At 63.1% G+C, this 21,025-nt stretch carries 27 protein-coding genes, 6 tRNA genes and 1 pseudogene; 20 read left to right on the forward strand and 14 right to left on the reverse strand.

What is annotated here, in order from left to right:
* Positions 1–10: 10 nt before the first annotated feature.
* From DSM100688_RS02090 to DSM100688_RS02130, 9 genes are all read right to left on the reverse strand, one after another.
* The gene (locus DSM100688_RS02090) at positions 11–487 is read right to left on the reverse strand and encodes a hypothetical protein (RefSeq protein ID WP_152357494.1); all 477 of its coding nucleotides are present in this window, start codon (positions 485–487) and stop codon (positions 11–13) included.
* Positions 484–1,392: a recombinase RecT gene (locus DSM100688_RS02095; RefSeq protein ID WP_152357495.1), complete on the reverse strand. Its 909-nt coding sequence runs from the start codon at positions 1,390–1,392 to the stop codon at positions 484–486. The genes DSM100688_RS02090 and DSM100688_RS02095 overlap by 4 nt, the downstream gene beginning before the upstream one ends.
* 3 nt (positions 1,393–1,395) lie before the next feature.
* The gene (locus tag DSM100688_RS02100; protein ID WP_152357496.1) at positions 1,396–2,388 is read right to left on the reverse strand and encodes a YqaJ viral recombinase family nuclease; all 993 of its coding nucleotides are present in this window, start codon (positions 2,386–2,388) and stop codon (positions 1,396–1,398) included.
* Positions 2,385–2,816 (reverse strand): hypothetical protein, encoded by a 432-nt coding sequence (locus DSM100688_RS02105; RefSeq protein WP_152357497.1) that lies wholly within the window; start codon positions 2,814–2,816, stop codon positions 2,385–2,387. Before DSM100688_RS02105 ends, DSM100688_RS02100 begins: the two co-directional genes overlap by 4 nt.
* Positions 2,813–3,010 carry a DivIVA domain-containing protein gene (locus tag DSM100688_RS02110; protein WP_152357498.1) on the reverse strand — a complete coding sequence of 66 codons (198 nt, stop codon included), beginning with the start codon at positions 3,008–3,010 and terminating at the stop codon, positions 2,813–2,815. Before DSM100688_RS02110 ends, DSM100688_RS02105 begins: the two co-directional genes overlap by 4 nt.
* Positions 3,010–3,279 (reverse strand): helix-turn-helix transcriptional regulator, encoded by a 270-nt coding sequence (locus tag DSM100688_RS02115; RefSeq protein ID WP_239519277.1) that lies wholly within the window; start codon positions 3,277–3,279, stop codon positions 3,010–3,012. Before DSM100688_RS02115 ends, DSM100688_RS02110 begins: the two co-directional genes overlap by 1 nt.
* Positions 3,280–3,574: 295 nt before the next feature.
* Positions 3,575–3,856 carry a hypothetical protein gene (locus DSM100688_RS02120; protein WP_152357499.1) on the reverse strand — a complete coding sequence of 94 codons (282 nt, stop codon included), beginning with the start codon at positions 3,854–3,856 and terminating at the stop codon, positions 3,575–3,577.
* 127 nt (positions 3,857–3,983) lie between these two features.
* A complete protein-coding gene (locus tag DSM100688_RS02125) occupies positions 3,984–4,451 on the reverse strand; it encodes a hypothetical protein (protein ID WP_152357500.1) in 468 nt (155 codons plus the stop codon).
* Positions 4,448–4,696 (reverse strand): hypothetical protein, encoded by a 249-nt coding sequence (locus DSM100688_RS02130; RefSeq protein ID WP_152357501.1) that lies wholly within the window; start codon positions 4,694–4,696, stop codon positions 4,448–4,450. The genes DSM100688_RS02125 and DSM100688_RS02130 overlap by 4 nt, the downstream gene beginning before the upstream one ends.
* A 36-nt stretch (positions 4,697–4,732) precedes the next feature.
* Here DSM100688_RS02130 and DSM100688_RS02135 point away from each other — a divergent pair, with 36 nt between their 5' ends.
* Positions 4,733–5,434 (forward strand): hypothetical protein, encoded by a 702-nt coding sequence (locus tag DSM100688_RS02135; protein WP_152357502.1) that lies wholly within the window; start codon positions 4,733–4,735, stop codon positions 5,432–5,434.
* On the opposite strand, the gene DSM100688_RS02140 is transcribed toward DSM100688_RS02135, so the two are convergent.
* Entirely contained in the window at positions 5,349–5,696 is a 348-nt protein-coding gene (locus DSM100688_RS02140) for a hypothetical protein (protein WP_152357503.1), read from the reverse strand. The genes DSM100688_RS02135 and DSM100688_RS02140 overlap by 86 nt on opposite strands.
* Entirely contained in the window at positions 5,693–5,968 is a 276-nt protein-coding gene (locus DSM100688_RS02145; protein WP_152357504.1) for a helix-turn-helix domain-containing protein, read from the reverse strand. Before DSM100688_RS02145 ends, DSM100688_RS02140 begins: the two co-directional genes overlap by 4 nt.
* A 175-nt stretch (positions 5,969–6,143) precedes the next feature.
* Here DSM100688_RS02145 and DSM100688_RS02150 point away from each other — a divergent pair, with 175 nt between their 5' ends.
* From DSM100688_RS02150 to DSM100688_RS02170, 5 genes and pseudogenes are all read left to right on the forward strand, one after another.
* Positions 6,144–6,533, forward strand: coding sequence for a helix-turn-helix domain-containing protein (locus DSM100688_RS02150; protein ID WP_152357505.1), 390 nt, complete (start codon positions 6,144–6,146; stop codon positions 6,531–6,533).
* Positions 6,534–6,702: 169 nt separating this feature from the next.
* Positions 6,703–7,536 (forward strand): annotated as a pseudogene (locus tag DSM100688_RS02155) (KilA-N domain-containing protein); the annotation flags it as partial.
* Positions 7,537–7,751: 215 nt separating this feature from the next.
* Entirely contained in the window at positions 7,752–8,162 is a 411-nt protein-coding gene (locus DSM100688_RS02160) for a hypothetical protein (protein WP_204316618.1), read from the forward strand.
* 9 nt (positions 8,163–8,171) lie between these two features.
* Positions 8,172–8,459: a type II toxin-antitoxin system RelE/ParE family toxin gene (locus DSM100688_RS02165; RefSeq protein ID WP_152357507.1), complete on the forward strand. Its 288-nt coding sequence runs from the start codon at positions 8,172–8,174 to the stop codon at positions 8,457–8,459.
* Positions 8,431–8,736 carry a HigA family addiction module antitoxin gene (locus tag DSM100688_RS02170; RefSeq protein WP_152357508.1) on the forward strand — a complete coding sequence of 102 codons (306 nt, stop codon included), beginning with the start codon at positions 8,431–8,433 and terminating at the stop codon, positions 8,734–8,736. Before DSM100688_RS02165 ends, DSM100688_RS02170 begins: the two co-directional genes overlap by 29 nt.
* Before the next feature lie 182 nt (positions 8,737–8,918).
* On the opposite strand, the gene DSM100688_RS02175 is transcribed toward DSM100688_RS02170, so the two are convergent.
* Positions 8,919–9,848, reverse strand: coding sequence for an LAPAL motif-containing putative phage structural protein (locus DSM100688_RS02175; protein WP_239519278.1), 930 nt, complete (start codon positions 9,846–9,848; stop codon positions 8,919–8,921).
* 35 nt (positions 9,849–9,883) lie between these two features.
* Between DSM100688_RS02175 and DSM100688_RS02180 the strand changes: the two genes are divergently transcribed.
* Positions 9,884–11,146, forward strand: a complete 1,263-nt coding sequence (locus DSM100688_RS02180) for a tyrosine-type recombinase/integrase (protein WP_152357509.1) — start codon at positions 9,884–9,886, stop codon at positions 11,144–11,146.
* 146 nt (positions 11,147–11,292) lie between these two features.
* Here the strand turns inward: DSM100688_RS02180 and DSM100688_RS02185 are convergent, their stop codons facing one another.
* Positions 11,293–12,081: a fructosamine kinase family protein gene (locus DSM100688_RS02185; RefSeq protein WP_152357510.1), complete on the reverse strand. Its 789-nt coding sequence runs from the start codon at positions 12,079–12,081 to the stop codon at positions 11,293–11,295.
* Positions 12,082–12,227: 146 nt separating this feature from the next.
* Between DSM100688_RS02185 and uppP the strand changes: the two genes are divergently transcribed.
* A complete protein-coding gene (gene uppP, locus DSM100688_RS02190; protein ID WP_152357511.1) occupies positions 12,228–13,109 on the forward strand; it encodes an undecaprenyl-diphosphatase UppP in 882 nt (293 codons plus the stop codon).
* Positions 13,110–13,261: 152 nt separating this feature from the next.
* On the opposite strand, the gene DSM100688_RS02195 is transcribed toward uppP, so the two are convergent.
* The gene (locus DSM100688_RS02195; protein ID WP_152357512.1) at positions 13,262–14,092 is read right to left on the reverse strand and encodes a PAC2 family protein; all 831 of its coding nucleotides are present in this window, start codon (positions 14,090–14,092) and stop codon (positions 13,262–13,264) included.
* Between the two features lie 163 nt (positions 14,093–14,255).
* Between DSM100688_RS02195 and DSM100688_RS02200 the strand changes: the two genes are divergently transcribed.
* The 12 genes from DSM100688_RS02200 (at position 14,256) to yajC (ending at position 20,988) form a co-directional block, all read left to right on the forward strand.
* Positions 14,256–14,328 (forward strand) — tRNA-Gly (locus DSM100688_RS02200).
* Positions 14,329–14,357: 29 nt separating this feature from the next.
* Positions 14,358–14,428: transfer RNA gene (locus tag DSM100688_RS02205), tRNA-Cys, on the forward strand.
* 36 nt (positions 14,429–14,464) lie between these two features.
* Positions 14,465–14,536: transfer RNA gene (locus DSM100688_RS02210), tRNA-Val, on the forward strand.
* A gap of 26 nt (positions 14,537–14,562) precedes the next feature.
* Positions 14,563–14,635, forward strand: a tRNA-Val gene (locus tag DSM100688_RS02215).
* A 20-nt stretch (positions 14,636–14,655) separates the two neighbouring features.
* A tRNA-Ala gene (locus DSM100688_RS02220) sits at positions 14,656–14,728 on the forward strand.
* 31 nt (positions 14,729–14,759) lie between these two features.
* Positions 14,760–14,835: transfer RNA gene (locus DSM100688_RS02225), tRNA-Gly, on the forward strand.
* 235 nt (positions 14,836–15,070) lie between these two features.
* A complete protein-coding gene (gene thrS, locus DSM100688_RS02230) occupies positions 15,071–17,116 on the forward strand; it encodes a threonine--tRNA ligase (protein ID WP_152357513.1) in 2,046 nt (681 codons plus the stop codon).
* 157 nt (positions 17,117–17,273) lie between these two features.
* Entirely contained in the window at positions 17,274–18,029 is a 756-nt protein-coding gene (locus tag DSM100688_RS02235; RefSeq protein WP_152357514.1) for a YebC/PmpR family DNA-binding transcriptional regulator, read from the forward strand.
* 9 nt (positions 18,030–18,038) lie between these two features.
* Entirely contained in the window at positions 18,039–18,626 is a 588-nt protein-coding gene (ruvC, locus tag DSM100688_RS02240; protein WP_152357515.1) for a crossover junction endodeoxyribonuclease RuvC, read from the forward strand.
* Between the two features lie 174 nt (positions 18,627–18,800).
* A complete protein-coding gene (gene ruvA / locus DSM100688_RS02245; RefSeq protein WP_152357516.1) occupies positions 18,801–19,424 on the forward strand; it encodes a Holliday junction branch migration protein RuvA in 624 nt (207 codons plus the stop codon).
* A gap of 7 nt (positions 19,425–19,431) precedes the next feature.
* On the forward strand, positions 19,432–20,487 hold the full coding sequence (gene ruvB / locus DSM100688_RS02250) for a Holliday junction branch migration DNA helicase RuvB (RefSeq protein WP_152357517.1): 1,056 nt from the start codon (positions 19,432–19,434) through the stop codon (positions 20,485–20,487).
* 96 nt (positions 20,488–20,583) lie between these two features.
* Positions 20,584–20,988 (forward strand): preprotein translocase subunit YajC, encoded by a 405-nt coding sequence (gene yajC / locus DSM100688_RS02255; RefSeq protein ID WP_163146787.1) that lies wholly within the window; start codon positions 20,584–20,586, stop codon positions 20,986–20,988.
* Positions 20,989–21,025 lie beyond the last annotated feature (37 nt).

The following is a 21,025-nucleotide window of genomic DNA, read 5'->3' on the forward strand; positions in this document are numbered from 1 at the left end:
CTTCCCGTTGCTAGATCTGCGGTTCGTATCCGCCGCCCCACGGATCCGTGGGCTGCTGCGTGTACCCCTGCTGCGGCGACTGCTGCGGCTGCTGGCCGCCGGCGAACCCGCCGGGCTGGATCGGTTTGCCGTCGCGGCCGCGTATGTTCGTGATGCACACGCCGGACGCGTTGACCGTGCAGCCCGCGGCGGGCTGTCCCTGCTTGTTCGTGTACGCGTTGAAGCCGCTGACCTCACCGACCACGAGCACATCCACGAACACGTCCGGGTCCTGCCTCAGCTGGCTGATCCGGTCGAACACGTCCATGACACGCGGCGCGTAGCCGGCGGGCCACACCGAATACGACTGCTCCGGCCGATCGTTCCACTGGCCGTTGCGGTCCCGGTAGCCGGGCGTGCACGAGACCCGCAGGAACCGTCTGCCGCCCTGCGTGTCCTGCACGCCCCACGCCGTGCCCTGGATGATGACCTGCGTCCGCCCGCTCACTGCTCGCCCTCCATGTCCGGTTCGTCGGGCAGGTCGTCATAGTCGAGAGGCGGAACGTCGGAGGACTGGGCGTCCGCGTCGTCGGCCGGAGTCTCGCCGGTGGACGGCACGTCGACCATGTCCGCATCGTCCGCGTCCATGTCGTCGACAGCGGGGATGACCGGTTTGAGCAGATCCGAATAGTCCGGCGTCTGCTCGTCCTGCGTGACCGCGGTCTTCGTCTCCACGCTCAACGGCAGGAAGGGCGCGGCGCGGCGGATCACGGTCTTCTTCGCCATCGCCTCGAAATCGCTCTTCCACGGACTCGTGCTCCGGTTGGCCGAGGGGCTGCGGCGCATCGCGGCGTTGATCTCGTCCAAATTCATGACCTGCATGAGGTGGCCGCCATCCTTGTAATGCGCGACCATGTACACGTGGGTCAGTTTGCCGGGCTTGTCGCACGGGATGTGGCGCAGATCCTCGTGCAGACCGTACTCGTAGGTGAACTCGTCTCCTTCGTGCACGGCGCGCGCCGAGATGTCCCTGATCTGTCCGGAGCGGCGGGCGAGTTCGATGATGCCCTTGTAGCCGAGGATGAACGTGGCCTCCTTCTGCCCGGTGCGCATGTTCTTGTTGCCGAACGGCAGGATGTACGCGTAGCCGAGCCCGTTCACGTTCGACGGCTCCAAGCCGAGCGACGTGCAGCGCATGAAGCAGGACAGCACGCTTTCCACCGAGCATTGCGCCAACGCGGGCTCCCGGTTGATCGTGCTCACGTACATCTGGTAGAGGCGCTGCTCCGACATCTCCCGCGGCATGACCGCGGCGATGCGCGACCAGCTTTTCTCCAATAGCCGTTTCATCTGCTGCGTCGGGTTCAGTTGGGTGAGCTGACGGCCTTGCGTGGCCTGTGCGATCTGTCCCATGATCTAGTTCCTTTCCTTGGTTTTCGGTTTGATGCCGCTGACGCGCAATACCCGGCTCGTGCTGGCCTTGACCAGATGCTCGGGGCGTGTCTGGGTCGTGTACGTGGCCTTCCAGTCCAGGCTCAGGACGCCTTTGTGTTCGCCGATCAACGGCTTCAACTGGTCGGCGATGAGGTCCTTGGCCTTCTTCTCCGCCGTCTCGGCCTCCGCATGCGCTTTGTACAGGGCGCACAGTCGGTCGAACTCCGAATCGTCGACCTGCACGAGGCTCCCGTCGTCCTGCGGGTACGCCTTCGCCACGTCCACGCCGGTCAACGCGGGCATCTCGTCGCGTTGGACGAATCCCCAGAACTCTTCCGCGGCCTTGACGACCGTCGCGCAGTCCTCGTCGTCGCGTTCGAACCTGACCTCGACCGGCTCGGATTCGCCGATGTCCGCATAGAAGTACCCCCATTGGAAGCCGGTCACGGCCATGTAGTGCGTGACCTGCGCCATGTAATAGTCCGGGGCGATCAGGTTCCCGTCCTCGTCGTGCCAGTCCGTGCGGCCGCGGCTCGCGTTCGCGGTCTTGATCTCCAACACGCCCCACGAGCCGGTCGCCGCGTCGTACAGGAACCCGTCAAGACTCGCATGCATGCACGGATGCGCCTTGGACACCAGACTGATGTCCGTGCCCTTGGTGACCAGCAGCTCGGGATGCAGCATGCGGAAGCGCGTGCGCAGCGCATCCTCCAACGCGTTGCCCTTGACGACCGCCCACCTGTCGCTGATGTCGTCCGGCTCCACTCGGCCCGTCTTCTCCAGCCACAGGTCGTACGGCGTCGCGTACTGGTTCAGCCCGAGGATCGTGCTCATGTCCGAACCGCCCACGCCCAGCTTGCGGAATGCGTGCCACGCGTCCTCGCGCGACGCCTTCGTGGTGCCGGAACCGTTGAACCGGTGGACGTCGAAACAACCGGTCGACTTGGCCGCGTCGTTCAGGTTCGGCCGTCTCATTGCAGATCCTCCAGTGTGTCGTCGAGCAGCGCGAGGTTGTTGACCGCGTCGACCGCCTGGATGAGGCTGAAGCCGGCGCGGTTTGTGTGGGCTGCGAGATCGATCTGCCCGTTGGCGACCGCATGCCGTTCGATATGCGCGATCGTCCGGTGCGCGATGGCGAGCAGCGACCGGTATTCCCGGATGAGACACGCGTCCGGCCGGGGGATGTCGTCGTACGGATCCTCGTCGCCGCACGGCGAGGACGGCTTGTCGCCGATGGTGTCGGCCGGTTCGGCGGCGGGTCTGCGGACGATCTCGCAGTCCTCCGCCTCCAACGCCTCGCCGAGCAGCGCCGTCATGACGAGATGGTTCGGTTTGTTCGGCGAATCGCCCAACGACTGCTGTATGTAGCCGGCGACCCCTTCGAGGATGCTTGTGTCGGTCATGATTCGTTCCTTTCCCTGAGCTTGAGTCGTCTTGTCAATCGGATGTTGTCCGCGCCGACCAGCTCCAGCGTGGCGGCGACCTGGTCGAGGAACTCGTCGACCTCGTCCGCCCGGTACCAGTCGCCCGACCACAACAGGCCACGCGTCGTGAACTTCTTCTCCCGCACGTCCCGCGGGCTGACGGTCGTCGCCATCACGCCGCCTTGGTCTGATACTGGAGGCCGCCGCTCATGCACCAGGCGATCACGCACGACCTCGGGTAGCGCACGCGCCGCGTGTCCCGCATGTTCCCGCCCTGCTTTCCGGGCAGTTTGACGAACGCGGGCCCGGTGCCCCGATACCGGCGCACCGCCAGCGCGCCGGTCGAGATCCCCAGCATCGCCGCGACCTCCTCGCACGTCAGCAGCACGTCGTCCCGCTCCGGCGTGATCGTCTCGACCCGCGCCGTGATCCGACTGTCCATCGTGGTATCCTTCCTGTTGAAGCCTTTGTTTCAGCCCCGTGCCAGCGGGGCTTTTCTGTTTGCTGAGCAATGACGCTCGTGGACCGGAAGGGACTCGCACCCTTCTCCCGACGTTTGCCACGGTGACGAGTCCGTGATCTGCGTACCGGGGGCACTTGCACAGCCCTGAGACGCCGACGGGCTTGAGAATCGTCGGCGCCGTTGTTCACTTTTCGACCGGGTTTTCGTACGACTTTTCCTTGTCGCCGCCCGCCGCGAGGAAAGAGAGGGAATGCAATGACGGCGGGCAAGCCTCTTATTCCCTGTCGGCCTCCCACAGGGCGAGCAGGCGCAGGGGCACGAACCCGAACCCGACCAGCGAGGCGATCAGGTTGCCGACCGGATGCGCGCACCCCTCATGCGACAACAGCCACAGCAGGGCCAGCGCGAACACGGCCAGTGCGACCGTGTACGGGTGAGATCGCCGCCCGCCGGAATGGGTTGAACGTGCGGATGATCCGGCCCGGGGCTTTCCCGGGTTCGGTTCCGACGGGCGACGAAAACCGGACATGTGACGGCCATAGACAACGGTGATCATGGTCGTGCTCCTTTCTCGTATAAGCCCCTCCGCCGGTATGATCGAGGTTGCGGCACATAGACCATTCCCGACGGAGGGAGGAATCATGGATGCTGAGGATTTGAAGAACCTTAGCGAGGCGGTGGCTTCATTGACGATGGCCGTCAAGACGGGCAAGTCGATGATTGATGAAGCGGACGCCGGCAAGAGCGATCCGTGCGCCAAGGGTCATAAGAGCAAGACCGAGCGCATACGAGAGCTTGAGGCGTCGCAGCGTGAACTCGTTGCTGTGCTCGAGCATACGGTTGATCTCGTCGGTCGCATGCTCGAGGGGATGGTGGACACGGACCGGACCATTGAGCATATGGGGCGTGTGCTTGACTCCAACCGAGGGGAGATTGAACGGCTGAGCAGGCGAATCGCGGTCCTCGAGTCCCGTCGAGGTTTCATGCGGAACCGCGCCGCCGGACGATTCTCGTAACCGGTGCACGTCGGCGCTGAGTTCGCCGACCATGTTCTGCAGTTCGCGGATACGACGGTTGCATACGAGGTTCGCGACCGCGAGCAGGATGATCGCGAGGTCCTGAAACAGTTCCGCGACCAGTTGGATGCTCATCGGATCTCCTTTGTGTCTTTGAGGATGTTGTTGATGATGGTTTTGATGTTGCGCAGATCCGTCTTGGTCAGACGGGACAAGCCGAACGACTTGGGGCCGTCCTCGTATTCGTCCGTCAAGATCAGGCTCGCCTGAAACGGGAACCCGCCCGATTCCGCGGCGTGCTGGCGTGACACCGCCACCGAGGCTTGGTCGTCCAGCCGATACACGAACCCGCCTTTGATCGGCTCGATGCTCCCGCTCATCGTGTGCCTCCGTCGGCGAGCGCTGTAGTGTTATGCATGATTGCTTCTTTCGACGGGGAGGGTGGGATGAACGCGGCGGAGTATCTGTTGGAGTTCTTCAATGAGGAGACTCGGGCCGATGGCGTCGAGTTCGACCTGCGACGGGTCATGTGCGCGATTTCCGAGGTCGGCAGGCAACTCGACGGGATGGAGTCGATGGGGGTGAGCCGCTTCGGCAGGTACCGGGCGGCCATGCCGGAACTCTGGGAGCAGGCGTGGTACTCGTTCCGTTCCGCGAACGGCGCCTTTTCCTTTACTCCGGCGGATGAGAGAAGGGTCTCCCCGGGCGTGACGTTCATGCTGTTGGACATTCGCGATAACGGCCTGTCCATCGACGTGACGCTGGACGACGGACGAAGGCGTTCGGTCGACGACATGCTCGCCAAGGTGATCGAAACGGTCAACGAGGACGACACGCTCTCCATGAGCCTCAAGGCGTACGTCGTCAAGCTCGTGCACGAGGTACGCCTGGCGATGGACCTGAGCAGAGCCGGCTGCGACTTCGAACTGTCCGATGCGCTCGCCCGGCTGATGGACGGCATCGGCAAGGCCGAGTCGGTCAGCGGGAAGCGAAGCGTGTGGGAAAAACTGCGGGAGGATGCCATCGTTCCGTTCACCTCCGCGTTCTTTTCCGCTCTCGGAGCGGCCGTCGGAGCATATGCCATAGGCGCCGCCAGCGGCCAGTACCGGCTCCCGTGACGTCGGCCTTGCCGTTCTCCGCGATCGCCAGCGGATACAGGGCGTCGCACACGCGGTTGTAGACGTGCCATTCCGTATCGTCTTTTCGACCGTCTTTGTGGTACTTGACCAGCAGAAGGTGGTACCAGCGCAGCACACCGATCGCGACCGACAGCTCGTGGCCGTTCGCATCGGCCAGCGCGTCCGGAAGACCGAGCGGCGGAACGTCTCCGTAGTACAGAGCGGTCATCAGCGTCTTCTCGTCGTCGCTGCCCGCGCTCATTTCACGCCTCCGTCGGCGAGCGCCGGAGACACGGACTTGACCGAATGAGTGGGCTTTAGAACGAATTCATCGTCGATAAGCTCGACCGGCTTATAACCCGTAAGTTTTGCGAATTTCTCGACATCCGTAAGAGAGAACGTGACGTTGCCGTTTAGCCTCCGCGATGCCATGTCTACTGATTGGCCGGTCTTCTCTGCATAAGTAGCGACTGAGATTCCTTGAGCCGCCATGATCGCCCGTGCTCTTTCGGCCATCCGCTCGTTCAGCACCATCTCGTGGTCCTTTCCGTGGTTGTCTTGATGATTCATAGTATGCGCGTATTTACGCACACAGTCAAGTAATTACGCGACTTCGGCGTGTCGTAAATACGCGCAATGTGCGTATTTAGAAGATGTCTACCGCGTATCCGCGCGCGTCGTGCTGTAAATACGCGCTACTATGATGGATATGGGTAGAAACGGAATAGGAGTCAGCGGATTTGCGCTGACAGTGAGCAAGGCTATTAGATCACAGCTTGGCGTTCGCCGCATGTCTGGCCGCGACTTAGCTAAAGCTATAGGTCGCGGCGAAACCTATGTCCGAGATCGTATCAACGACGATAAGGAATGGGCTCTGGGCGATATCGAACGGATGTGCAAATTGTGGCATATCACACCCGGGCAGCTCATAGACTGTAATTCTGTTCCGTCCGTCCCGGATGAGGAAGACCTCGACGCGATCGCCGCGCGCGAACAGGAAAAACTCGAACAGACCCGCCGCTTCCTACGCGAAGGCTATGGCATCGCCGCCAACACGGACGAGCACAAGTACGAGCACGAAGACGACCAAACCGCATAGGAAAAATTTCTATTATACACCATTTTTGACCGGCTAAAAAGAGTCGAATTCGACCACTTTTAGCTCCCCAATAGCGAAAAACGTTGATTTTCAAAGGAGAACACGGTGGATAACTCATCGAGAATTCACGCGCAAGACGTCGACGTGACCATACGAGCGGTCGGAGGAGAGGGACTACATCAGCCTCACCGACATGGCCAGGCACGCCGGAGACCGCCCTGCGGAAGTCATCCGCCGATGGCTGCGCCTGTCGGACACCATCCAGTTCCTGACCGCATGGGAACGCCTGGCCAACCCCAGGTTCAACGAGACGGCCGCGGCCCAGCTCCAGGCGAGATCGGGTCGCAACATGTTCAGCCTGTCCGTGGCCGACTGGACGACGCAGACCAACGCCATCGGCATCCGCTCGGAACGCGGCCGATCCGGCGGCACTTACGCGCACAAGGACATCGCATTCGCGTTCGCGTCGTGGATCAGCCCCGAATTCCACCTGTTCGTCATCAAGGACTACCAGCGGCTCAAGGAGGCCGAACGGCAGCGGAGCGGTATCGAATGGCATGCCCGGCGCGAACTCGCCAAGACCAACTACCGCCTGCATACCGACGCCGTCAAGGAGACGCTCCAAGGGCGCGAGCTGCCCAGATGGAGGGAGCGCCTCGCGTACGCCAGCGAGGCCGACATCATCAACCTCGCGGTATTCGGGCAGAAGGCCGGCGAATGGAAGGCCGAACACGAGGGGTGGAAGGGCAACATGCGGGACTACGCCACGGTGCGTGACCTGGTCATCCTGCAGAACATCGAGGCATTGAGCGCCGTGTTCATCAATCAGGGGTATGACAAGGAGCAGCGGTACCGGATGCTCAAGGACGAGGCCGACAGGCAGCGCATGCTGCTCAAGGACGACGTGCCCTCCATCGAAAGACTGCGGGACATCATCGAGTCCACGGAAGACACGGAGCGGCAGATCGAGACGTCGGCGGAGGATCTCCCCGATGAGGATTGACGACATCAACGGCGGCGGGTGATATCATGAGCATCGACAGTACCCCGCACGCGAGCGCCCTTGGCGCGGCGAACCAGGCGGGGTCGTTCCAATCCTTCCCGGATGATATGTTGGGAGACAACAGAAGCCTCCCACGCCTACTCGCAGTGCGCAACCCGGGAGGTTCTTCAATATCGCTGCCGGTCGACCCGTTCCAGTCGTATGGGCGGATGCGCATGACGTTGTACGAGTCGGCGCCCGGCCTGACCGTCATGAGCGATCTCCTGCCCGGCAAGATGGATGGAGTGTACTGTCGGTCGACGGATACGATCCTGATCGACCGGCGCATCACGCTCACGAAGAAGCGGTGCGCGCTCGTGCATGAATTGGTGCACCGCTGGTACGGGGATGATGGCGACGGGCAGTATTCGGCGTGGCAGGAGTCGCGCTGCCGGCTTGAGACGGCGCGGCTCATGGTCAGGTTGGACGAGTACGCGGACGCGGAGCGCATGTACGAGGGCGACGTGTTCCTCATCGCCGCCGAACTCGACCGCACCGTTCAGGTCATCCAGGATTTCCAGCGGCTTTTGCGTGAGGGTGCGACGCGAACGTTACTAACGTTTGACGATACTAACGTATTAAGGTAGTATGTTGGCATGAGAACACGAGACCAGGAACTCACCGACTTCCTCTACGGAGGCCGATACCCCAGAACCTACCCGGCCGGATGCGAACGCATCCTCATGCGCAAGCTCCAGATGCTCAAGGCCGCACGCGAACTGCACGACCTGAAGATCCCGCCCGGCAACCGGCTCGAACCATTGAAAGGCGACCTGAAAGGCCATTGGAGCATCCGCGTCAACCAGCAATGGCGACTCATATTCCAATGGGACGAAACCAGCAAGGAGGCAACCGATGTCTACTTCGACGACTACCACAAATGAAACCTACTACAGCACGCCCGGCGAGATCCTCGACGAGGAATTCCTCAAGCCGCTCGGCATCAGCCGCTACCGGCTGTCCAAGGCGATCGGCGTGAGCGAGACCGCGATCGGCGAGATCGTCAACGGGAAACGGCGCATCACCACGCCCATGGCATGGAAGCTCGGCAAGGCGTTCGGCACCACGCCCGACTTCTGGGCCAACCTCCAGACCGACTACGACCTGCTGACCTTCGACCCGAGCGCGCTCGGCGACATCCGCCCCCTCGTCGACGCCTGAAAACAAGAAAACCCCTCCCGCATTGGCGTGCGGGAGGGGAGCTGTCGGCGGATGTTGGCGCATCCGTGATCCGGTAGTGAAAGCAACAACCCGAAGATGACGAATTCAAGGAAGGAGGCTGCTTCGCATCCACTATACCGCGAGCGCCGCGGCGGCGTGGGCGAAGCGTACCCGTTATGAGGTTATATGTCGAGGTCGAGCGTGGGTTGTGGGTCGACTGGGATGTGTTTGTGGACTTTCAGGATGCGGCGGTCTCCGTTTTTGAGTTGGCCGTTCTGTATGTACTGGTCGGTTTCGAGGTCGACGTGCAGGAGGTCGTCGTTGTAGAACGGTTCCTGGTGGTTGCGCCATCGGTTCAGGAACTGTTTGTCGAGGATTTCGCACCAGAACGTTTCGTCGCCCTTGCGGAACTTCCATTTGGCGGAGCGGGATTGGATCGTGTCGATCTGCAGCGTGACGGTTTCGTGTGCCGGGTCTATCGGCTGGTCGGACAGTTTGAGATCGCTCATGGCCGTGGATGTCTGTCCGTCGACGATTTCCTGGCTGTTGGAGTCGCGGTGGATGAACCGTACCGGGTCGTAGCCTTCCAGCGTGGCCGGTTGGGATGCCGCGCCGAGACTGTTGATGATCCTGCCGTCGCGGGATGCCTTGTACGCGTCGTGGGAGACGTCTATGCCGAGGGTGCCCCAGTTGACCTTCACCCTGGTGCCGGTCTGTTCTACGGTTTCGTTGGGTCCGGGTCTGAGATCGCCCGTCTGCTGGAATCGGGTGAGCAGGATCTTGAGCACCTCCATGACGCCGGAGGCGAGCTGGGCCACGTCGGACGGGGTCATCGACTGTCCGAGGTTCGCCATCGTACCGAGCAGCTGCAGCACCACGTCGAACGATCCCGCGCGGGTGGCGGTGATGCTCACGTCGAGGTCGAGGAACGGGTAGTTGAGTTCCTTGTAGCGGTCGATCGCGTCGGAGAATCCGAGCAGCGCGGGCGCGAGATCACGCACTCTCATGGTATGCGCCTCGACGGCCGGTCCGGAGAAATACACCTCCATCGACGTCGAATCCGATACATCCCGAGACGTCGGGGCGGCGGCTTTCCTCTTCATGGCGAACATGTTCATATTCTACGCTCCGGAACCGAGGTGGACTGATGGCGAACGTCACCAGATACCAGACCGTGAACGGCATCCGCTACCGGGTGCGCTACCGGAAGCCCGACGGCACGCAGACCGACAAGCGCGGGTTCAAACGCAAGATCGACGCCGAGACGTGGGCGGCCGAACACGTGACCATCGCCAAGGCCGCGGGCAGCTACGTCGACCCCGAGGCCGGCAAACGGTTCATAGGCGACCTGCACGAGCAGTGGACGGCGGAGAAGCGGCCGTTCTGGAAACCGGTGTCGACGGCGAACATGGACAACGCGTGGACGATCCACTGCGAGGCCAAATGGGCGGACAGGCGCGTCGGCGACATCACCCGCGCCGAAGTCCAGGCATGGATCGGCCGCATCGTCGAAACGGCCGGCGCACCCTCCGTGAGCCGACCCTATCAGATCCTCAACGGCATCTGCCAGATCGCCGTACGCGACAAGCTCATCGCCCGGAACCCATGCGAGGGCATCGAACTGCCCCGGCTCCCGTCCCGGAAGGAACGCCGCGTTTACCTGACCATACCCCGGCTGCTCGCGTTCGCCGACGAGGCCGCCGACTGCCGCGTATTGGGGGAGGAGCGGCGCGCGCTGATCCTGCTGCTCGGCTTCTGCGGATTGCGTTGGGGCGAGGCCGCCGCATTGGAGCCGCGCGACCTCGACTTCGACCGTGGCGTGCTGCATGTGCGTCGTAACCTCGTGTACGTCAACAAGGATCTCGGCTGGGTCGAGGGCACGCCGAAAAGCCACGAACGACGGGACGTGCCCATGCCCCGCATCGTCATGGACGCGCTCAAACCCATCTGCGAGCGCCGCGATGCGGGGGAGCGCGTGTTCCGTGACGCGCATGGCGGGCCGATCCGCAAGCAGAGCCTCGCCCGCACGAGCGGCTGGTGGACGCGCACGCTCGTCCGGTTGGGATGGGGCGAGGACGATTGGCCGGTGCCGCACGACCTGCGGCACACGGCCGCCTCATTGGCGGTGCACGCCGGCGCGAACGTCAAGGCGCTGCAGCGGATGCTCGGCCACAAGAACGCGAGCATGACGCTGGACGTGTACGCCGACCTGTTCGACAGCGATCTCATGGACGTGGCCCGCATGCTCGACGCGGCCGTGCAGGTCGAGACCGGCGGCGGCACCACCTCCGAGGAATGTGGGCAAAATGTGGGCAAACCCGCGTCCGAGACGGTGAAAACCGTTGAAACCCCAGTGTTTCCAACGGTTCCCGAAACCCGTGCCTCTTCTCGAAGCTCAAGGACGCACTGAGCTGAGCGAAGACTGCGGCGCGTCGCGGATCGCGATGAATGATATATGGAATCGGGGTTTGCCGCCGTACCGGTACGGCGGCAAACCCCGATTCCATATATCGTTAGCGCCACCTATTTCGTCCGTCAACGGCGCCGACGAGTCGTCTACAGCAGCGAGCGGCACATGGAGCGGTATTCGCTCACGTAGCCGCCGCCGAAGAACACGCAATGCCCGGCGATCGGATACAGCTGCCACAGCGTCATGCGCTCCTGCCAACCGGCCTTCAACGGATGCACCGACTGATAGCCGTCCATGATGTCGCTCAGGTAGCTCATGCCGAACAGGTGCAGCATCGCCAGATCCTCCTCGCGATGCCCGCCGTGCGCGGCCGGATCGATGAGCACGGCCTCGCACGCGCCCGAATCGGCCGTCCACATCACGTTGCCGCTCCACAGGTCACCGTGCACGCGGGCCGGCTTGTCCACGGCCGCACGGCCCAGCAGATCAGGCAGCGCGTCGATCACGCGCTGGGTAAGCTCCAGATCGGCCTTCGTCAGCTCGCCGCGCGCGATGCCCAGCTCGACCATCGGCAGCAGACGCCCTTCGGCGTAGTACGTCGCCGGATCGTCCCATACGCCGGTCGCCATCGGCACCGGATCCTGCAACGGGCCGAAATAGCAGGTGCCCGTGTAGCCGGCCGGTGCCGATCCGAAATGATCGGCGCCGAAATCGTGCATGCGGGCCAGCGCCGCGCCGAAGTCATGCGCCGCCTTCGGCGTCGGCGAGCAGGCGTTCACCCGTTCGATGTCCAGATAGTCCTTGCCCCACTCGTAGACGTCCACGACGCGCGGCCCACCTGCAGCGTGCGCCTCGCCCAGCCATTGCAGACCGCGACCCTCGCATTCAAAAAATCCCTCCGGCGCCCACATGCGCGATTTGCGGTACTTGCCCATACGTTGCTCCTTGCCGTTGCATGATTCCGTATACCGGTCACGATTGTGGGCATTCCGCGAGACAACGACGCCTCTTGGCGCATTCTTAGGGGGCGGTGAGTACTCTTGGACACGTCATAGCAAACGACCATGAACTAAGAGGGATCATGAATTTCTTCCAGGCCATCATTCTGGGATTGGTGCAGGCGCTCACCGAATACCTGCCGGTGTCGTCCAGCGCGCACATCCGCATCGTCGGCGACCTGATGCTGGGCGCCGATCCGGGCGCCGCGTTCACCGCCATCATCCAGATCGGCACCGAGCTGGCGGTCATCCTGTACTTCCGTCGCGACATCATCAACATCCTCACCCACTGGTTCTCCTGCCTGTTCGGTAGGAACGGCAAGGACTGGAAGTCGCGCATGGGACGCGGCGACAAGTGGGCGACCCTCGGCTGGAACGTCATCGTCGGCTCCATCCCGATCGTCATCCTCGGCTTCACGCTGCAGAACGTCATCGAGACCACGCTGCGCAACCTGTGGATCACCGTCACCGTGCTGTTCGTCTTCGGCGTACTGCTGTGGGTCGTCGACGACCGCGCCCGTCAGATCAAGACCATGGACGACATGAACAACCGCGACGCGTTCCTATTCGGTCTCGGCCAGTCGATGGCCCTCATCCCGGGCGTGTCCCGTTCCGGCGGCACCATCACCGTCGGCCGCGCGCTCGGCTACACCCGTGAGGCCGCCGTGCGGCTGAGCTTCCTCATGGCCATCCCCGCCGTCGTCGGTTCCGGCTTGCTCGAAGCGGTCAAGGCCGTCAAGAACTACAAGACCGACGCGATGTTCCCGGGTTGGGGCCCGACGATCGTCGCCACGATCATCAGCTTCTTCGTCGGCTATATCGTGATCATCGGCTTTCTGAAGTTCGTGTCGACGTTCTCGTACAAGGCGTTCGCGATCTACCGTATCGTGCTTGCCGTGATCGTCGCGATCCTGCTGCTCACCGGTGCACTGGTGCCGTTCGAGGCACTGTCGTCCGCCGCGTAGCCTGTCTGTCGATCGGCTGCCGTTGGACTGGCCGCCGAGTCGCATACGTACCGAGTGAAACGATGGCCGGTGTGCGGGATCGTCCCGCGCACCGGCCATCGTGTATCCGTATGCCTGCACTTCACCGTGTCCGTACGTCAAGGGTCTGTACGTCAGCCGAGATCCTTGAGGAACGCCTCGGCCTCCTTCACCAACTGTTCGCACGCCGGTCCGCCGAGGGACGCCTCCCTGCGCGCCCGTTCGTCGCGGTCGTGCTGCTGCTCGAGCCGCCGTACGTACTGTGCCAGCGCGTCGTTGCACTGCGTCAGCACGCCGGCCTTCGCCTTCCATTCGTCGGCCTTGCGTGGCAGATCTCCCAAGTCGAGCGGTATGGACAGCGTGCGGGACAGCTCGTCCAGCAGCTGCATCGTGGCCTGCGCGCAATCGCCGTCGCCGAGATACTGCGGAATCGACACCCACATCGACGTCGTGTCGAATCCGTCCTCGCCGGCGGTCGCGTCGAGAATGGTGGGGATGCCCACCGGACCGCTGTATCGACGGTCAGGATCCGCCGTCTCGTCGCCGTCCTCCATGTCCACCGGCAGATCGCGTGTGTGCGGACAGTCTGCGAACATCGAGCCGAGTGTGACGATGCGCGTCACGTCGAGTTCATCGGCGATGCGCAGCGTCTCCTGACAGTATTCGCGCCAATGATAGTTCGGTTCCGGCGCGATCTGCGCGTACAGGCGGCGGCCGGGGACGACCGTGAGCTCATAGAACGTAGTCTGCGGCCAGATGATGCGGCGACGTCCGGTCGCATGGCAGACGATGGGTCGCGTGGACTGGTAGTCGTAGTAGCCGTCGCCGTCGATGTGACGCACCTCGCGCGACTCGTATCGGTTGACCAGATGACGTACGGCATCCGTGGCCGCCTGGCAGGCATCGTTCCATCCCTCGAATGCGCAGATCAGCGTCGATCCCGTTTCCGCTGCTTGTCTCTTCATGATTCCTAATGTAACCGGTGCGTGAAACCCTTGGAAACCCTTATGCCAGCGGCGAATCACGGGGTCGGTCCAGTTGTGCGACACGCCGTATTTGGCAAACCGCATGTACGCCAGTATAGTAGTCACTCGTGCTCAGGCAGTGATGAACTGCCTACGGCTGATCGCGGACATAGCTTAGTTGGTAAAGCGCAACCTTGCCAAGGTTGAGACCGCGGGTTCGAGTCCCGTTGTCCGCTCTAAGGTCCGAAGAGTTGACGACCTTTGCGGTGGGTTAGCCAAGCGGTTAGGCAGCGGCCTGCAAAGCCGTATAGACGAGTTCGACTCTCGTACCCACCTCTCAGTCGGCCGGAGTAATCCGGCTGGTTGCGGACCGGGCGGTTGGCGCAGAGGTAGCGCACTTCCCTGACACGGAAGGGGTCACAAGTTCGAATCTTGTATCGCCCACGAATGCTTGGCATACAACTGAATATGGGTGATTGGCGCAGCGGCTAGCGCACTTCCTTCACACGGAAGGGGTCGTAGGTTCGATTCCTACATCACCCACGGACACGGCAACGTGTTTCGGGGCTATGGCGCAGCTGGTAGCGCATCTCCATGGCATGGAGAGGGTCAGGGGTTCGAATCCCCTTAGCTCCACTGGATTCCGCTTCTCACGGCGGAGTCCTTTGCGGACATAGCTTAGTTGGTAAAGCGCAACCTTGCCAAGGTTGAGACCGCGGGTTCGAGTCCCGTTGTCCGCTCCAATCAAAGGCTCCTTCGGGAGCCTTTGTCATTTCGTCTACGGCGTGCTTGCGATCGTCGGTCCGTACTCGTGCGTGGCGGGAAACGCTCGCTGAGCCGCAGCTCAGCGAGCGTTTCCCGCCACGCCATGGGAGCGTTCACATCCAATGTCGGCACTCGACTCTATCGTGTCCCATGTTGATTACCAGTCCAGGCCTGCCCATTGGTAACGCGGGCCCCGATAGCAAAGGACATATCATGGCGCAAAGCTCCATCTCCATAACGGTCAACGGCGAAGCGAAGGAGGTGGAAGCCACCACCACCGGCACCGAACTGTTCGCGGACGACAAGAACATCATCGCCGTGCGCCTCAACGGCGAACTGCGTGATCTGTACACGCCGCTGCACGACGGCGACACGGTCGAATCCGTCGCGCTCGACAGCGAGGACGGCCTCGGCATCATGCGTCACTCCGCCACCCACGTCATGGCGCAGGCCGTGCAGGAACTGTTCCCGAACGCCAAGCTCGGTGTCGGCCCGATCATCAAGGACGGTTTCTACTACGACTTCCAGGTCGACCAGCCGTTCACGCCGGACGACCTGAAGAACATCGAGAAGCACATGCAGCGGATCATCAAGTCCGCTCAGTCCTTCCGCCGCCGCGTCGTCACCGAGGAGGAGGCGCTCAAGGAGGAAGCCGACCAGCCGTTCAAGATCGAGCTGATCGAAGACAAGGAAGCGCATCTCGACCCGTCCACCGCGACCGAGATCTCCGGCAAGGAGCTCAGCTTCTACGACAACGTCGACCGCGACGGCAACGTCGTGTGGAAGGACCTGTGCCGCGGCCCGCACCTGCCGAACACGCACTTCATCAAGGCGTTCAAGATCGAGCGTTCCGCCGCCGCCTACTGGCGCGGCAGTGAGAAGAACCCGACCATGCAGCGCATCTACGGCACCGCATGGGCCACCAAGGAGGACCTCAAGGCCTATCAGACCCGTCTCGAGGAGGCCGCCAAGCGCGACCACCGCAAGCTCGGCGCCGAAATGGACCTGTTCTCCTTCCCGGAGGAGATCGGACCGGGCCTGGCGGTGTTCCACCCGAAGGGCGCCGCAGTCATCAACGCGATGGAGGACTACTCCCGCGAGATGCACCGCAAGTACCACTACAGCTTCGTGCAGACCCCGCACATCACCAAGGGCGGCCTGTACGAGACGTCCGGCCACCTGCACTGGTACAAGGACTCCATGTACCCGGCCATGCGTCTGGACGAGGAGCGCGACGCGGACGGCAACATCACCAAGCAGGGCTTCGACTACTACCTCAAGCCGATGAACTGCCCGATGCACAACCTCATCTTCAAGTCGCGCCAGCGCTCCTACCGCGAACTGCCGCTGCGCCTGTTCGAGTTCGGTACCGTGTACCGCTATGAGAAGTCCGGCGAGGTCCACGGCCTGACCCGCGTGCGCGGCCTCACCCAGGACGATTCCCACATCTACTGCACGCGCGAGCAGATGAAGGGCGAACTGACCAACCTGCTCACCTTCGTGCTCAAGGTGCTGCGCGACTTCGGTCTGGACGACTTCTACCTCGAGCTGTCCACCAAGGACCCGGACAAGTACGTCGGCTCCGACGAGATCTGGGAGGAGGCGACCAACACGCTCGCCGAGGTCGCCAAGGATTCCGGTCTGACCCTCGTGGCCGATCCGGGTGGCGCCGCGTTCTACGGCCCGAAGATCTCCGTGCAGGCGCGCGACGCGATCGGCCGCACCTGGCAGGTGTCGACCATCCAGCTCGACTTCAACCTGCCCGAGCGTTTCCAGCTCGAGTACATCGCCGCCGACGGCACGCACCAGCGCCCGGTCATGATCCACCGCGCGCTGTTCGGCTCCATCGAGCGCTTCTTCGCCGTGCTGCTCGAGCACTATGCGGGCGCGTTCCCGGTGTGGCTCGCCCCGGTGCAGGTGCTTGGCATCCCGGTCGCCGACGAGTTCGCCCCGCATCTGGCCGGCTTCGTCAAGAGCCTTGAGGATGAGATGGTCCGCTGCGAGATCGACTATTCCGACGATCGCTTCGGCAAGAAGATCCGCAACGCCTCCAAGTCCAAGACGCCGTTCATCCTCATCGTCGGCGAGGAGGACATGAAGAACAACGCGGTCAGCTTCCGCTTCCGCGACGGCAGCCAGCTCAACGGCGTGCCGGTCGATCAGGCGCGCGAGCAGATCCTCGACGTGATCGCCAAGCGTGTTCAGGTCAACTCCGCGGACGACTTCAAGGCCGCCGTGGCCGCGCCGGCCGAGGACTGATCCCGGACATCGCCGGGGTGTGCCGTGGGACGGATACCCGTCCGTTCCACGGCACACCTGTGTTCGGCGCTTTGCCGGTATCGCTGGCAGTTGTCTGCAAAGCGCTCTAAACTTATCCCGTTTGCCAGTTTTATCCGTAAGATCTGCTAGGAGCATTATGTCAGGTCATTCCAAGTGGGCGACCACCAAGCACAAGAAGGCCGCCATCGACGCCAAGCGCGGCAAGCTGTTCGCCAAGCTCATCAAGAACATCGAGATCGCGGCCCGTATGGGCGGCGGCGATCCGGACGGCAACCCGTCCCTGTACGACGCCATCTACAAGGCCAAGAAGGCCTCGATGCCGGCCGACAACATCAAGCGCGCCGTCAAGCGCGGCTCCGGTGAGGAAGCCGGCGGCGCCAACTACGAGGACATCGTCTACGAGGGCTACGCCCCCGCCGGTGTCGGCCTCATCATCGAATGCCTGACCGACAACCGCAACCGCGCGGCCGCCGAAGTGCGTTCGACCCTGACCAAGGGCAACGGTTCGCTGGCCACCTCCGGCTCCGTGTCCTTCAACTTCGAGCGCAAGGGCCAGATCGAGGTCCCGTCCGAGGGCGTGGACTTCGACGACCTGTTCGAGAAGGCCGGCGACGCGGGCGCCGAAGACGTGATCGACGACGGCGACGTGTTCACCGTGATCACCGATCCGTCCGACCTGCACACCGTGCGCAAGAGCCTGCAGGACGCCGGTTTCGACTACGACTCCGCCGATATGGTGATGCGTCCGAAGAACGAGGTCGAGCTAGGTCTCGAGGATGCCCGCAAGGTCTCCAAGCTCATCGACAACCTCGATGATCTGGACGACGTGCAGAACATCTACTCCAACTGGACCGCCTCCGACGAGGTCATGGCCCAGCTGGATGAGGAGTAATCCGCAACAGTGATCATTCTTGGCGTTGACCCCGGGCTTACGCGCTGCGGGGTCGGCGTGATCGAAGCCGGCGCACACCGCCGGCTTTCTTTTGTTCACGTCGACGTGGTGCGTTCGTCGCCCGACCTGTCCCAGGACCTGCGTCTGCTGGCCATCTATAACGGGCTGGCGGCCAAACTCGATCGGTTCGCGCCCGATACCGTGTCCATCGAACGTGTGTTCGCGCAGGAGAACCGTAATACGGTGCTCGGCACCGCGCAGGCGGCTGGTATGGCCATGCTCGCCGCGGCGCAGCGGGGCATTCCGGTGGCGTTGCATACGCCGACCGAATCGAAGCTTGCCATCACCGGCAACGGGCATGCGCTCAAGCCGCAGATGGAGCGTATGGTCGCCCATATTCTTGGCCTCAACGAGCCGCCGACCCCGGCCGATGCCGCCGACGCGCTGGCCATCGCGATCTGTCATGCCCTGCGCCCGGCTGGTGCGCTGCAGGGCGGCGAGCGCGAGCAGCATCTGACGCCGGCGCAGCGGCAGTGGGCGATGGCGGCGCAGCGTTCCGCCAAGCGCAGCCATCGCAACGCCGATCGCGGCATGTGACCGGCGTTGCGTTGCCTGCGATGCGGATATGGAACGGTGTTCGTGTGTCGTGGGTCCAGCGCTTCGGATATGCTATCGAACAGATGTTCGAAGTGCTGTCGGGTCGTCGAATGCGCCGTGGGATACACCTCGGGACGCGCTGCGGAAGGCACTGTGGAGTAGCAGGGAGTCGTCATGATCGGTATGCTCAATGGCCGTGTCGTCGAGGTCAGCGCGGACGGCGCGCTGATCGAGGTCGGGGGAGTGGGATTCGAAGTCCGCATGCCATCGGCCGATCTTGCGTCGCTGCATGCCGGGCAGGACGCCCGCATCCATACGTCGATGAACGTGTCGCAGGACGCGATCACGCTGTTCGGCTTCTCGACGGCGGCGTCGAAACGCATGTTCCTGCAACTGCAGAAGGTCAGCGGCATCGGGCCGAAGGTTGCGCTGTCGCTGCTGTCCACCCTGCCGCCGGACCGTCTTGCCAGGGCCGTGGCCGACGGCGACGCCACGGCCCTGGCCAAGGCGCCGGGACTGGGCAAGAAGGGCGCCCAGAAGATCATCCTCGAACTCAAGGGGTCCATCGATCTCGCCGCCATCGAAACCGGCTCGGGTCAGGGCGTGAGTCGGCCGCGGACGGACGAGAACCTGCTGCAGGTGGTCGAGGGGCTGATGTCGCTCGGCTGGCGGCAGGCGGACGCGCAATCCGCGGTGGACGCCGCATGCCGGGAGTACGGCATCGGCCTGCCGTTGGCCGCCGACGACATCCCCCGCGCCCTGAAACTCGCCCTGACCTCCCTCGACCGTGGAAGGTGAACCGATCATGGAATACGATGCACAAGCCAATACCGGCGCCAACGAGGAATCGTTGCGCATGGTGTCCGCCGCGCCGGTCGGCAACGAGCCGGTCAGCGACGAAGAGCTGCGCCCGCACGCCCTTGAGGGATTCATCGGCCAGCCGCTGCTTAAGGCCCAGTTGCAGCTCTTCCTCGACGCGGCGCGCAAACGCGATGTGCCGCCGGACCATATCCTGCTTGCCGGTCCTCCGGGACTGGGCAAGACCACCTTGGCGATGATCGTGGCGAACGAGCTCGGCGTGCCCATCCGTGTGACCTCGGGGCCGGCCATCCAGCATGCCGGCGATCTCGCCTCGATCCTCAGTTCGCTGGATTCCGGCGAAGTGCTGTTCATCGACGAGATCCACCGTCTACCGCGTGCCGCCGAAGAGCTCCTGTATATCGCCATGGAGGATTTCCGCGTCGACGTGATGGTCGGCAAAGGCCCGGGCGCCACGTCGATTCCGTTGACGCTGCCCCGATTCACCGTCATCGGCGCGACCACGCGCGAGGGCATGTTGCCGTCGCCGTTGCGCGCGCGGTTCGGTTTCACCGCCCATCTGGACTTCTACCCCCATGAGGAGCTCGAGAAGCTTATCGAGCGTTCGGCGAGCGTGCTGGGTGTGACGTTGGAGGATCAGGCCGCGCATGAGATGGCGGTGCGGTCGCGTGGCACGCCCCGTATCGCCAACCGGCTGCTGCGTCGCGTGCGCGACTGGGCCATCGTCCACGATCTGGACATTGTGACTCCGGACGACGTCAAGGCGGCGCTCGAACTGTACCAGATCGATGCCGAGGGACTGGATCGCCTCGACATCGCCGTGCTCAACGCGATCGTGGGGCAGTTCAACGGCGGACCCGTCGGACTGAACACCCTCTCCGCCATGGTAGGCGAGGAATCCGAAACGGTCGAGACGGTGTGCGAGCCGTATCTGGTGCGCGAAGGCTTCCTCGTACGCACTCCGAAGGGTCGCGTCGCCACGGAAAAAGCGTGGGCCCACTTGGGGCTTGTGCCCGGGAATGATGTCAGCAAGATATCCTAGACTTTTGGATTTGGGCGTTATATGGCCTGTGCCGTATGCGCGTGAATGCAACGCCATCCGTTAACCGTGAGGAGTACCACTGTGCCCGCAGATTCCATGAATCTTATTATGATCGTCTTCCTTGTCTTCATGATCGGCCTGATGTGGTGGCAGTCCAAGAAGGCCAAGAAGCAGCAGCAGGAGAAGCAGGACTTCCGCGCCAACCTCCAGCCCGGCACCGAAGTCATCACCATCGGCGGCGTGATCGGCAAGGTCGTGTCCGTCGACACCCAGTACGAGGAGATCGTCATCGATTCCGAGGGCTCGAAGCTACGCTTCGGCTTCAGCGCCATCAGCCGCGAATATGTGCGTCCGGCATACGTCAGCGACGACGAGGTCGACGAGAACGGCAACCCGCTGCCCAAGGACGATGTCGACAACGCACAGGTGCCGGTGGAAACTGCCGTCGTCGCTGCGGCGGCCGGTACCGCAACGGCCGAGGCCGGCGAGAACGCGGACTGACCGCGAGGCGCCGACGGTGACAGCGCGCATGCGTGTT

This window comes from Bifidobacterium ramosum, assembly GCF_009299505.1.
Taxonomy (GTDB): domain Bacteria; phylum Actinomycetota; class Actinomycetes; order Actinomycetales; family Bifidobacteriaceae; genus Bifidobacterium; species Bifidobacterium ramosum.